The following is a 12,824-nucleotide window of genomic DNA, read 5'->3' as shown; positions in this document are numbered from 1 at the left end:
GTTCGACGCGTTCAAGGTGCCCGCTGTTGGGGTCCAGCCAGAGGCCACGAAGGTACAACAAAAGTTGACTTTTAACTCGAGATCGCAAGGCGATATTGCTACTAGATGATTTGTTGGGCGATTCAGACACCCGACTGGTTGAAATGTCCGTCAGGTGAAATGCCGGTCAGGCCGACTGCCGAAAAGAACATCCAATGGGGTGGGTCGATAAACGCGGGCGAGGTTGAATTGGAGGGCGCTTATGGAATTCGCACAGCTGATCATCACACCGGCCGTCTTGTTGAGTGCTTTTATCTTTTTCTGGCGGGAAGCGAAGAACGGTAGAGAAGAGCTACGAAACGAGTTGAAAAACGAGTTGAAAGAACACCGCAATGAATTGAAAGATGAGATAAGCTCCGTACGAATGGAAGTTTCGGGCGTGAGAAAAGAGATACATGACGTTAGAAAAGAGATTCACGATATGAACGGCCGTCTTGGAAACGTCGAAGGGATCTTGACGACCCTGGCCCGTTAGCGTCGCGCACCGTGTCGACCTGTCCGATCCCCACTCAGTTACCGTCGTTCAAACCAGGTAGACCAAAACGTAGAGGACGGGCCAGATGAGGACGACGAAGAGCCAGAACATGTAGCCCAGCACCACGCCGGTGTGCTTTTCAGCGGTATAGAGGCCGGAGGAGGACCTGACCCAGAGGTAAAGCAGGACGAATACGGTTACGAATACATGGATGGCGTGGAGTCCGATGATCGTGTAGAACATGGCGCCGTACAGACTCGAGGTCATACTCAATCCGAAGCGGATCAGCCGGATCCACTCGAACCCCTGTACCGTGAGGAAGACGACGCCCAGGACGCAGGTGATCATCAGCCACCGGGTAAGTTGTGCAGTCAGATTCTGCTTCACGGCCCGGTAGGCGCGATGCATGGTATAGCCGCTGACGAGGAGAAAAACGGTGTTTATGCCCGTGATCCCGAGGGGCAGGCGCGGCTGGTCCGGAGGAGGCCAGTCCCCCACGAGACCCGATCGCAGCCAGAACAGAATGAACAGCAGCGTGATGAAGACGATGAGTTCGCTGGCGATGAAGAGGTACATGCCCAGGATTTCCATGGGCATGCCGGGCTGTCTCTTCAAATTATCGGATTGTTCGGTGAGATGACCGGTCTGCCGGGTCATTTCTTCATTCCTTTTCAGGTGGATCTACTGGCAGGTCAGTGGTGACGATGGCAAAAACACCCTTGTCGTCACGCGCCGGGACAGAGCGTGTAATCATCCAGATCTCGCCACCACCCGCATCGAAGTAAGGGGAAGTCCAGATCCCCGCGTTCGCCTCCAGCGGCATCATGAACCAGTCTTGCCCCTCAATGTTGTAGGCTGGCGTGGCGAGATAAATGGTATCGTAGCCTTCCGAGGTGCGATAGACATAGGGGCAGTCGGTGACGGTATCGGCCTCGTCCAGAAGCGCAACGGCGCTGCCGTAGAACGCGGGATTGGCTTCCAGGTAGACCCGCAAACGTTCGGCATAGGCAGCGGAATCCGCCGGTCGCTCCGCTACCAGGTCTGCCACCAGCGCATCAAGAGTCGCAACCGCTGCGGTCCGCAGATCTCCCTGAGTGGATTCAGGTGGTTCGGAGGTACCGCTACGGCAGGATTGGGTGGCAAAGACGGTAAGGAACAAGATCGACAGGATGATCGCAGCACGCATTATTCCTCCTCCAGAAGGAGGGGATAGGTGTTTAATCATGATGTCATAGATGATAAATCGGAAAAAACACGCGTCAAGGAAACCACCGATGCGAACTGCAGGAATCCTGTAGCAGGACCCGTCTCCATCGTACGTGCGCCAGGAACGTCACCCATCACATTCGACCAACAACAGGCAAACAACAGAGGTTTCCAATGAAGAGTCTGATCATACGCGAATGCCGGCTTGCGGAAGTAGATGCGGTACATCAGTTGGATCTGGAATGGGAAGCTGAAGCGGTTACCTACGGTTTCGGCCCCAGTTCCCCCGAAGAGATCAAGACGGCCCTCGGATCTTACTTACTGGTGGCTGTTATAGAGGGCGAGATCATTGGGTACAGCAGCGGCGCGGTGCACATCAGCCGGGATCTGTGCGTTTTCAACGAGGGAGAACAACACCTGGAAATTCACGACCTGTATGTCAGGGAACCCTACCGAAGCGCCGGCGTCGGCAGCAGGCTCGTCGAACGGATGAAGGAGATCGCCAGCCGGAACGGCATTCAACGATTCCGCGTACACTCCGCCACAAAGGATCTGGACAGCGTGCTTAGATTCTACCGGAATCATGGCTTTCGGTCCTGGTGCGTAGAGATGTTTATATGAGGCGACGAACACCAGGTCAAAACCCCGGGTGACCGTTTTAACAACCTGTCTCGTTAACAGGGCTCATCTCCTCAAACGGTCCCATCATCTCCTCAGGTACCCCCATCATTCCCTCAAGCGGTCCCATTCCCGCATGTATGCGGCCAGGTGTTCGTTCTCCGGTGATTTCGCCTTCTCTTCAAGCATGGAGCGCGCCAGGTCCTGTTCTTCCCGGTACTGTTCGTCGTTGAAGAACCCGGCGAAGTGGGCGATGCGCAGCCAGACGAGATAGGTCGTCACGGCGTCGTGCTGGTTGTATTGCGCGATCCGCCGGATATCGCCGTCGAGCCAGGCCTCGGCGACGCTGTCCCCGTCGAAGCCTTCCATCTTGCCGGGTATGCCCGAAAGTACCGCCATCTCCTTCAGGGACGGGCGCGCCTTGCCCCATTCCCCGATGGCCGACATCAGGTCCACGTTCCACTCGCTTGCCCGCGCGAAGTAATCCGGACCCTCCCAGGGTTTGTCCGGCCGCTTGCAGAACCCGGCCGCCGTGATACCCTTGATTATCCCGCGTTGAATGACGATAGGCAGGTCCGATCCCGTGGAATTGAATCCGACGAGTTGGGGCAGGCGACGGCCCACGCTTTCCAGGAACCGGGACAGGATCACCGATTCCTTGCAATCCTCGGGGTTGTCCGGGTCCCGGGGCTGCACCCGCAGGTCGAGCGACACCCTACCCTGGGGGTCCTGGCTTCGGGTCACCATGGCGATGGAGACCAGGCGGGACATGGCGTACTTGAGGAAGGGTCTCGGTTTTTCTGCCGTGGCGCCGTTCATGCGCCACATCTCGAGGACGACTTCCCGGTCGGGCATGTCGCCCGGCAGGTCGTAGAGCAAACGTCCCGCCTCGGGGTCCGGAACCCATTCCGCGTCGAAGGCCCATACATTAGGCATTACGCTTTTGAACATGGTGTGATCTCTCTTGTTTGATCTCTTTTCGCTGCTGCTTGCCTGCGCCTCGGGTTGCTCGCCTGCGCCTCGGGTTGCTCAACTACGCGTTGGCGCGATTCGAGTACGGGTTACGATATTGGTGCGATTTGAGTACGGGTTATCTGCCTAAGAGGATTGCATCCGTTCCCTGGGTCCTGTAAGGCAAGGAACTGTTATCCCTGGAGCAGCGTCACACCCTCCTGGCGTGCGGCTTTCTGATCGAAAGTATACACTGGAAGGGCCTGTGCCCGTTCGGCGGCGGCCAGGATCATCAGATCGGAAATCCCCACGCCGCCGGCCCGGTACCGGAAGGCCGTAAGCGCTACATCTTCGGCGGTTTCTATCACCAGGACTTCCGTTGAGACCAGATGTTCGAGCACGTCGGCGATCTGCTCACGGGGAAAGCCGTAAGCGCGCTCCAAGACCCAGACGAGTTCGACGACGACCTCCCGGCAGACAAATCCCGGCTTTTCAACAGTCAACGACGAAAGCAGTTCATTTGCCGCCGCGGCCTGTCTTTCATCGTCGCGAACGAGAAACCGGACCAGGACATTGGTATCTAGCGCGATCATTCCTCGCAGGCTCCATCCGCGACAGCCTGGTCCATGTCCTTCGCGGTCACGGCGGATTCCTCACAGGCTCCATCCGCCACAGCCTGGTCCATGTCCTCTGTGGTCACGGCGGGACCGTCGTATTCGAGTACGCCATACAACCGTGCAATGGGGCGTACCGGCAGAATGCGCACCTCGTCATCGTAGATCACGTAGCGGATCCTGTCACCCGTCTCTATACCGAGGGTTTCCCGTATCACCTTGGGCAGCGTGGTCTGGCCTTTACTGGTGATGCTGGATTCGATCATGGTAATCCCTCAAGGTAATCCCTTCTTCATATTTTCTTACTTTGAAATATATATATGTATTCTTAAGAAAAGCAAGGGATAAACTAATTTTCCTTACTTTCTTCATCATGTGCGCCACTTTCATCATACCGCTCGTCCGTGGACAGGAACAGCGCGTCCCGCTCGTCCTGCGGAACATAGGTTCCTGTTTTGCCACTGGAACGCATGGCTGCCCGGAGCGGCGCGAGGTCCCGGTCGTGGAAGTATTTCAGCATCCGGATGTTCCGCTGGACCTCGGACGCATCCCGTCGGGCCAGGGGTTTCTCCAGCAATTGCCGGGTCAGGGGTACCAGCGTGTCGTGGCCGGCGCCGGAAAGGAAGGCATCCAGTGAGGCCACGATTTCGGGCGTCAGCCGGCGGAAACCGGTAAGGCGGGAACCGCGTATTCGTTCGTACGGGGGAAGATGGGCGGTCCTTTCGATGTGCCCGACCAGGCCGAGCAGATAGACGAGGGCATCGAAAGCGGCCAGGGCCCGCCGGCGCGACTTGAACACCCCGTACCAGCGCAGGTCCAGGTCCTTCCACGCGTCCACGTGGGTCGTGAAGCATAACAGGACCTGCTTTTCGTTACCGCCGATTCCGATCGCCGGGTAAAGGAAATCGTAGGTGCCGTCTTCGTTGTAAGACGGCCGCAGCTTGCGGATCAACTCGTTCTCGAGCAGCAGCGCCTCGCGCTCCGAATCCCGGTGAATGACTTCCAGCTCAGTGGCCTCGCGGACCAGCGTGCGCATCTTCCGGTGCACCTTGCGCCGGGTGGCGTTCCGGTACTGTTGGAGGCGCCGCCGGATGTTCCCCGCCTTGCCCACGTAAATAACCGCCCCCCGTCCGTCCTTGAACAGGTAAACCGCCGGCGTCCCGGGCAACTCCTCGATGAGACGCTCACCGAATTTCCGGTCGAACATGCGCATGATGGAGGTACACCTCCCGCCCCCGGATGGTTCCTGAACCTCTGCTGGTAGCGTAATTCCCCGGTGTCCGTCTGAAGCTCCGCATCGTTTCTACAATGTATCTACGTTGCATGTGCTTCGGGTGACCGTTATAATATACCTTTGTATCCCGCATCGACATCCCAAATCCCGCGTACCCTTCGAATATCCCGCACACCAATCGGAGAAGCCTGACCATGACTGCGGAAAAACTGATCATCGACTACATCAACGACCAGGACGACAGCTTGTCCCGGATGGCGAAGGACATCTGGGACCATCCACAGATCGCCCTTCAGGAGACCTATGCGTCGGCGCTGCAGGCAAAGGAACTGGAAGCCGACGGCTTTTCCGTGGAATGGGGCGCCGGGGGGATGGACACGGCCTTTGTCGCCACCTGGGGCTCGGGAGATCCCATCATCGGGTTCCTGGGCGAGTACGATGCACTGCCGGGCCTGTCGCAGACGGTGTCGGCGGAACGGGAGGCGATCGAGCAGGGCGGTCCCGGCCACGGCTGCGGGCACAATCTCTTCGGCACGGCGTGCCTGGGCTCCGTGAAGGCCCTGAAGCGCGCGATGGAACGGGACGGCATCGGCGGCACGATCCGGTATTACGGCTGTCCCGCGGAAGAGCAGGTGGTGGGCAAGGTGCTCATGGCAAACGCCGGCGTCTTCGACGACCTAGACGCCGCCATCACCTGGCATCCCGGCGCAACGAACCTGGTCTGGAACGGTTCGTCGCTCGCGCTCAACTCCTTCAAGGTGAACTTCCACGGCGTGGCAGCCCATGCCTCGGCCATGCCGCATCAGGGACGCAGCGCCCTCGACGGCGTGATGCTCATGGACGTGGGCATGAACTACCTCCGGGAGCACGTGATCCCGGAGGCCCGCATCCACAGCGTGGTAACGAGCGGCGGGGAGGCGCCGAACGTTGTGCCGGCCTTTGCCCAGGTCTGGTACTACATCCGGTCTCCGAAACGCGCCGAGGTGGACGAGATGTATGAACGGGTGCTGGACATCGCCCGGGGCGCGGCGCTCATGAGCGGCACCACCCACGATATCGAGTTCATCGGGGGCGCTTACGAGGTCCTGCCGAACGGCACGATTTCCGACCTGATGCTCCAGAAGATGCAGGCCGTGAACGATCTCGCCTTCACCGCCGAGGAGCGGCGATTCGCCCGGCAGCTGCAGGCGACTTTTCCCGAGAACGCGGTTCAGATGGCCTACGCACGCATGGAGAAGTCGACGCAGAGGGATTCTATTGCCGAGAGCATCGAGAATCCGCTTTGGACGCAGGTGCTTCCCCACAGCGACACCCCGCCCGGCGTCGAAGGGTCGACCGACGTGGGCGACGTGAGCTGGATCACGCCCACGGGACAGATCACGACCTGCTGCTGGCCCCTGGGCACGCCGGCCCACAGCTGGCAGATGGTGGCCTCCTCCGGTTCGACCATCGGCACCAGGGGCATGCTCTTCGCGGCCAAGGCGCTGGCGCTGACGGGTCTGGACCTGTTGCGGGACCCGGACCTGCTCAAACGCGCCAACGAGGAATTCGACGAGGCGAGGGACGGGAAGACGTACACGAGCGCACTGCCGGAGAAGTAAGGGTCGATAGGAACGAAATGGATGGGTGAGGACCAGATGAATGAGAGCCGGACTGGTGAGCGCCCGATGAGCGAGAACAGAATGGCTGTCACCATTCCCGCCGTACAGATTCCCCCGGATGCCGGCGAAAGATACCGGCGCGACGGGTTTTACTTTTCGCCGCCGATCATCCCCACCGACCTGATCAGCCGGGTCACGGCGCGCATGGACGCGGTCATGGCCGGAGATTACGAGACCGGCGAGCCGCCACGACGATCGTGGAACCCCGGAGACGACCCGAAGCGCATCCGCAAGATCGACCAGGCCCACCTTTCGGACCGGACCATCTATGAACTGGCCTCGCACCCCGAAATCGGACGCTGGGCGGCGGCCCTGCTGGGCACGAAGCGCGTACAGCTGTGGGCGTCGCAGATGCTCTACAAACCACCCGGCGGCGAGGTGGCGGGCAACGTCGGCTGGCACCAAGACAAGCAGTACTGGAAGTACATGGAAGGCGATTTGTTCACGGCCTGGGTCGCCGTGAGCGACGTGACGGCGGAGTCCGGCCCCATGCGGTTCCTGCGGGGCTCGCACCGGTGGGGGCTGCTGGACAGCGGCGACTTCTTCGGGCACGACCACGAAGCGCAGCAGAAGGATATCCCCGTACCCGAGGGAGAAAGCTGGGAGGAAGTCGAGGCGGTCCTGCCTCACGGCGCGGTCAGTTTCCACGACCGGCATACCTACCACGCCAGCGGGCCGAACGTATCGGACGCGCCGCGCCGCAGCTTCGCCTTTCATCTGCGGACCGAGAACACCCGGCCGGTGGAGGGCCGCAACGACTACTACGTGCAGCACCTGGACGATCCCGCGTATTGTCCGGTGCTGTACGAGGCGTGATTCACCGGGGTGGTAGCGCAGAAATCGAACTGGGTATTAACCGCTCGGTTAAAAAGGAGGCTCCCGGTATGAGTGATGTACTGGATGCAGTCTTCATTTTCCCATTGATGCTTGTGGGCATGTTTCTCTTCATCACGGGACTGCTCGCCATGGCCGGCGGCAACAACATGGAACGAATCGGCCTGTCCACCCCCAGGCGCGGCAAGATCGCCATGGTCGTGGGCGTGATTATCTCCACCTTCGGGACTTTCTTGCTGACCTGACGTTTCCCCGGGCACCAGACTTCAAAGCAGGGCAGATTCATGAGCGCGTTATTGATCGCCGCTGGAATATACCTGTTCGTATCGGGCGTGCTCGTGTGGGCCGGCGGCAGAACGGTGGAGCGGATCGGGCTCACAACAAGGAACAGGGGATTGATCGCGCTTGTACTGGGGACCGGCCTGCTGATCTACGCAATAGCCTACTAGTCATCGTCGCCGGTCACGTAAACTACAGGACATGTAGTGTAGTTTCGATTCTATAATGATTGTTGCCTTGGCATTTAATATAATGGAATATGGTGAGATAGATATTGAGTCCCTGATTCTGCAGTTCAATCAGCACCACCAATTCTTACAGCAGAACCCATGACCAACGACCTCTTCCATCCTGCCGTTGCCGCCTGGTTCGACAGACAGTTCGACGAGCCCTCCGCTATCCAGAAGCGGGCCTGGCCCGTCATCAAGCAGCGGCAGAACACCCTGATCGCGGCGCCCACGGGTTCCGGCAAGACGCTGGCGGCCTTCCTGTCCTCCATCGACGACCTGGTCCGCCAGGGGCAGTACGGTACGCTGGAGGAGGGCACCCAGATCGTCTACGTGTCGCCTCTGAAAGCCCTCAGCAACGACATCCACGCCAACCTGCAGGTCCCGCTCAAGGGCATCAAGACGATACTCAAGGAGCGCGGCTGGCCGGACGTGCCCATCCGCGTGGCTGTACGCACGGGCGACACGCCCACGAGCGAACGGGCGGCCATGACAAAGCATCCGCCCCACATCCTGGTGACGACGCCGGAGAGCCTGTACCTGCTGCTCACGAGCGCGGGGGGGCGCCGGATTCTGCCCAACGTGCACACGCTCATCATCGACGAGATCCACGCGCTGGTGGGCAACAAGCGGGGCTCGCACCTGGCCCTTTCGGTGGAGCGCCTGGAACGGCTTACCAGCAGCCCGCTCACACGTATCGGCATCTCCGCCACGCAGAAACCCATCGACCGGATCGCCCACTTTCTCACCGGCGCCGCCTACGATAAGGGGAAGGGTTGCAAGATCCTCAACACCGGGCATCGGCGAAAACTCGAACTCAAGATCGAAGTCCCCCGCTCACCGCTCGGCGCCGTCATGTCGAACGAAGTGTGGGAGGAGGTGTACGAACGCCTCGAGGAACTCATTCTCCGGCACGAGACTACGCTGATCTTCGTCACGACGCGGAGCATGTCGGAGCGGCTGGCGCGTCACCTCAGCGAACGGCTCGGCACCGAGCACGTCACCTCCCACCACGGCAGCATGTCGAAGGAGCACCGCCACGACGCCGAGCAGCGGCTGAAGGCCGGCGCGTTGAAGGCCCTCGTGGCCACGGCCTCCCTGGAACTGGGGATCGACATCGGTTCCGTCGATCTCGTCTGTCAGATCGGCTCCCCAAAGGCCATTGCCACGCTGATTCAGCGGGCGGGCCGGTCGGGCCACACGATCACGGGTACGCCGAAGGGGCGCCTGTTCCCGCTGACGCGCGACGAACTGGTGGAGGCGGCCGCGATCATGGACTCGGTGCGGCGGGGCGAACTGGACAGGATCATCATCCCCGAACAGCCGCTCGACGTGCTCGCCCAGCAGATCATCGCCGAGGTGGCCAATTGCGATTTCCAGGAGGACGACCTCTATCATCTCGTTCGGCGGGCCTACCCCTATCGCGATCTGACCCGGGAGGAATTCGACGGCGTCGTGTCCATGCTGGCCGAGGGCTATACCCCGCGCCGGGGCCGCAAGCACGCCTACATCCAGCGGGACCTCATGAACGGTGCGGTCAGGGGCCGCAAGGGGGCCCGGATCAACGCGCTGATGTCGGGCGGGACGATTCCCGACCAGTTCGACTACGACGTGATCATGGAGCCCACGGAGACCTTCATCGGCACGCTGAACGAGGACTTCGCCATCGAGAGCACGGCCGGGGACATCGTGCAGCTGGGGAACAACTCGTGGCGGATCCTGCGCGTGGAGAAGGGCAAGATCCGGGTCGAGGACGCCCAGGGCCTGCCGCCCACCATGCCCTTCTGGTTCGGCGAGGCGCCGGGGAGGACGGTCGAACTCTCCGCTTCGCTGTCGCGGCTGAGGGAAGAGGTCGCGAGCAGGATGGACGTGGGGTTCGGTCCACCGAAGGATGGCAGCGAAGAGACGGGGCCGCCAAAGGATGGCGGTGAAGAGGTTGGGCCGACGCCCGGACGCGATAGTCAGGGGAAGCTCGATCCGGAATGGAAACGGGAGGCCGAGGACTGGCTGATGACGTCCGCGGGCGTCTCCCACGTGGCGGCGACGCAGATCGCGGAATACCTGGGCGCGACCAAGGCGGCCCTCGGCGTCATCCCCTCCCAGAAGGACCTGGTGGCGGAACGGTTCTTCGATGAGGCCGGCGACATGCACCTGGTGCTCCACAGCCCCTTTGGCAGCCGGGTCAACCGGGCCTGGGGGCTGGCCCTGCGCAAGCGTTTCTGCCGGACCTTCAACTTCGAGCTGCAGGCCGCGGCGAACGAGGATTCCATCATCCTGTCCCTAGGCGCCACCCACAGCTTCCCCCTGGACGACGTCTTCAGCTACCTGAACGCCAAGACGGTCCGGGAGGTCCTGGTCCAGGCCCTCCTCGACGCGCCCATGTTCGAAGTGCGCTGGCGCTGGAACGCGTCGACCGCCCTGGCCGTGCTGCGCCGCAGGGGCGGAGACCGGGTGCCGCCGCAGATTCAGCGGTCCGTGGCCGAGGACCTGATCGCCCAGGTGTTCCCCGACCAGATCGCGTGCCTGGAGAACATCGCGGGCGACCGGGAGGTGCCGGACCATCCCCTGGTCAGCCAGACGATCGAGGACTGCCTGCACGAGGCCATGGACGTCGAGACCCTGGAGACTGTCCTGAAGACGATGAAGTCCGGAGACATGAACGTGCACGCCAGGGACCTCCGCGAGCCCTCGCCCATGGCCGAGGAGATCCTCAACGCCCGTCCCTATGCCTTCCTGGACGACGCGCCCCTCGAGGAGCGGCGGACGAACGCCGTCCGGAACCGCCGCTGGCTCGACCCCGCGGTCGCGGGCGACCTGGGCCGCCTGGACCCCGAAGCCATCGACACCGTGCGAAGCGATGCCTGGCCCGAAGTGCGCAGTCCGGACGAACTCCACGACGCCCTGGTGCTCGCGGGGTATGTCACGGAAGAGGAGGGGCGAAAGGGCGATCAGTTCGGGAGCTGGACGGAGTACTACGCCGTTCTGGAAGGCGACCGCCGGGCCGCCACGCTCGTGACGGAGGGCGGGAAGCGCCTGTGGACGCCCCTGGAACGGCGCATCCATTTCGAGCGGTTGCATCCGCAGGGGCGGTTCGAACCGGCGGAGGAAATCCCGGACGACGTGAGAGGCAACCTGGAAAAAGGTTTTCAGGCCACGGCCAGGCAGGCCGGGCTGGCCGACGCATCCGCCACGGAAGAGTACGCCCTGGAAGAGTACGCCCTGGTGGAACTGATTCGGGGGAGGCTGGAGACGCTGGGTCCGGTCACGGCGGCCGGCCTGGCCGGGTCCATCGACCTGCCGGTCGGCAAGGTCGATCAGGCGCTGATTGCCCTGGAGAGCGAGGGGTTCGTCTTCAGGGGACAGTTTTCACCGGACGCGGGCGCGCTGGAATGGTGCGAGCGCCGGCTGCTGGCGAGGATCCACCGCTTCACGATCACCAAACTGCGCCGGGAGATCCAGCCCGTTTCACCCGCCGACTTCATGCAGTTCCTCTTTACCTGGCATCACCTGGCGCCCGACACCCGGCTCAAGGGGGCCGACGCCGTGGCCGCCGTGCTCCGCATGCTGGAAGGCGTGGAGGCGCCGGCCGCGGCCTGGGAGAGCGAGATCCTGCCGTCCCGCGTCACTGACTACGACTACGCCTGGCTCGACAGTCTGTGCCTTTCCGGCAAGTACGCCTGGGGACGGCTTCGTCCCCACCGGTCGAACGGTGAGAACGGAAAGACGGCCGGTCCGATCCGGTCGACGCCCATCGCCATCGTGGACCGCATGAACCGATCGCTGTGGATGTCCCTGAGCGGCGCGGCCGGCGACGAGGAACTTCCGCTTTCCACCTACGCTAAGACGGTACTGGACCTGATGACCCGGCAGGGCGCGGTGTTTTTCGACGACATCACCGCGCAGTCCGGCCTCCTTCGCACCCACACCGAGGAAGCCGTGGCGGAGTTGGTATCGGCGGGGATGGTGACCTCCGACAGTTTTGCGGGCCTCCGGGCCCTGCTGGTGCCGTCGCGTCACCGGGAGTCCCGCCGGGGACGGGAACGCCGGAATCCCTTCGACCTGTCGACGGCGGGACGGTGGGGTCTGACGTCCCGCGTGCCGGCGGAAGGCAACGCGGAAGAGGATCTCGAGGCCTATGCCCGCGTCGCGCTCGCCCGGTACGGCGTCGTGTTCCGGCGCCTGACGGAGCGGGAGAACGCCTCGCCGCCGTGGCGGGACCTCGTGCGGGTGCTTCGGCGGATGGAAGCCCGGGGAGAGATCCGCGGCGGCCGGTTCGTGAACGGGGTCTGGGGCGAGCAGTACGCCCTGGGCGAAGCCGTGACCCTGTTGCGCAGCATCCGGCGTAAGGAGAAACAGGGCACCCTCGTGGCCATCAGCGCCGCCGACCCCCTGAACCTGGTCGGAATCATCACGCCCGGGCGGCGCGTGCCCGGCATCACCAGCAACCGGATCCTCTACCGGGACGGCGAACCGATCCTGATCATGGAAGGCGGCGAAATCAGGGAGACCTCTCCGGTAGCGGCCGAAGAACAGTGGGCGCTGCGGCAGGAACTGGTCAAGCGGGATTTTCCGCCGAAGCTCAAGGCGTATCTGAGCGGCCGGCGGACCCGTGAAAAGGCCGGTGCGCAGAAGTCATAATGCGCATGAGATGCGGACCGGCGGTCCTCGACGGCCCTTGCGGCCGGT

General features: G+C 62.2%; 13 protein-coding genes. 7 read left to right on the top strand and 6 right to left on the bottom strand.

Translation table 11 applies throughout. The annotated features are described in order from the left end of the window. Positions 1-241: 241 nt before the first annotated feature. Positions 242-514: a hypothetical protein gene (locus OXG98_02590; GenBank protein MCY3770897.1), complete on the top strand. Its 273-nt coding sequence runs from the start codon at positions 242-244 to the stop codon at positions 512-514. 48 nt (positions 515-562) lie between these two features. On the opposite strand, the gene OXG98_02585 is transcribed toward OXG98_02590, so the two are convergent. Both OXG98_02585 and OXG98_02580 read right to left on the bottom strand, forming a co-directional pair. Continuing rightward, a complete protein-coding gene (locus tag OXG98_02585) occupies positions 563-1,171 on the bottom strand; it encodes a heme-copper oxidase subunit III (protein MCY3770896.1) in 609 nt (202 codons plus the stop codon). A gap of 4 nt (positions 1,172-1,175) precedes the next feature. Beyond that, on the bottom strand, positions 1,176-1,700 hold the full coding sequence (locus tag OXG98_02580; protein ID MCY3770895.1) for a cache domain-containing protein: 525 nt from the start codon (positions 1,698-1,700) through the stop codon (positions 1,176-1,178). Between the two features lie 194 nt (positions 1,701-1,894). Here OXG98_02580 and OXG98_02575 point away from each other — a divergent pair, with 194 nt between their 5' ends. After that, positions 1,895-2,341, top strand: coding sequence for a GNAT family N-acetyltransferase (locus OXG98_02575; GenBank protein MCY3770894.1), 447 nt, complete (start codon positions 1,895-1,897; stop codon positions 2,339-2,341). 105 nt (positions 2,342-2,446) lie between these two features. Here OXG98_02575 and OXG98_02570 read toward each other — a convergent pair whose 3' ends face one another. From OXG98_02570 to OXG98_02555, 4 genes are all read right to left on the bottom strand, one after another. Beyond that, the gene (locus OXG98_02570; protein MCY3770893.1) at positions 2,447-3,289 is read right to left on the bottom strand and encodes a hypothetical protein; all 843 of its coding nucleotides are present in this window, start codon (positions 3,287-3,289) and stop codon (positions 2,447-2,449) included. 194 nt (positions 3,290-3,483) lie between these two features. After that, positions 3,484-3,882, bottom strand: coding sequence for a type II toxin-antitoxin system VapC family toxin (locus OXG98_02565; protein MCY3770892.1), 399 nt, complete (start codon positions 3,880-3,882; stop codon positions 3,484-3,486). Further along, complete coding sequence (locus OXG98_02560; protein ID MCY3770891.1) at positions 3,879-4,169, bottom strand: AbrB/MazE/SpoVT family DNA-binding domain-containing protein; 291 nt, start codon at positions 4,167-4,169, stop codon at positions 3,879-3,881. Before OXG98_02560 ends, OXG98_02565 begins: the two co-directional genes overlap by 4 nt. Positions 4,170-4,252: 83 nt before the next feature. Next, positions 4,253-5,116 carry a nucleotide excision repair endonuclease gene (locus OXG98_02555; GenBank protein MCY3770890.1) on the bottom strand — a complete coding sequence of 288 codons (864 nt, stop codon included), beginning with the start codon at positions 5,114-5,116 and terminating at the stop codon, positions 4,253-4,255. Between the two features lie 215 nt (positions 5,117-5,331). Between OXG98_02555 and OXG98_02550 the strand changes: the two genes are divergently transcribed. The 5 genes from OXG98_02550 (at position 5,332) to OXG98_02530 (ending at position 12,776) form a co-directional block, all read left to right on the top strand. After that, positions 5,332-6,738 (top strand): amidohydrolase, encoded by a 1,407-nt coding sequence (locus OXG98_02550; protein ID MCY3770889.1) that lies wholly within the window; start codon positions 5,332-5,334, stop codon positions 6,736-6,738. Positions 6,739-6,804: 66 nt separating this feature from the next. Further along, the gene (locus tag OXG98_02545) at positions 6,805-7,614 is read left to right on the top strand and encodes a phytanoyl-CoA dioxygenase family protein (GenBank protein MCY3770888.1); all 810 of its coding nucleotides are present in this window, start codon (positions 6,805-6,807) and stop codon (positions 7,612-7,614) included. A gap of 68 nt (positions 7,615-7,682) precedes the next feature. After that, positions 7,683-7,877: a hypothetical protein gene (locus OXG98_02540; GenBank protein ID MCY3770887.1), complete on the top strand. Its 195-nt coding sequence runs from the start codon at positions 7,683-7,685 to the stop codon at positions 7,875-7,877. A 39-nt stretch (positions 7,878-7,916) separates the two neighbouring features. Further along, positions 7,917-8,081 carry a hypothetical protein gene (locus tag OXG98_02535; protein MCY3770886.1) on the top strand — a complete coding sequence of 55 codons (165 nt, stop codon included), beginning with the start codon at positions 7,917-7,919 and terminating at the stop codon, positions 8,079-8,081. Between the two features lie 159 nt (positions 8,082-8,240). Further along, complete coding sequence (locus OXG98_02530; GenBank protein ID MCY3770885.1) at positions 8,241-12,776, top strand: DEAD/DEAH box helicase; 4,536 nt, start codon at positions 8,241-8,243, stop codon at positions 12,774-12,776. The last annotated feature ends 48 nt before the right edge of the window (positions 12,777-12,824 follow it).

It is taken from the genome of Gemmatimonadota bacterium, from assembly GCA_026706345.1.
Classification (GTDB): domain Bacteria; phylum JAAXHH01; class JAAXHH01; order JAAXHH01; family JAAXHH01; genus JAAXHH01.
Note: the sequence above shows the minus strand (reverse complement) of the source record. Positions and strands in the feature narration are given on the sequence as shown.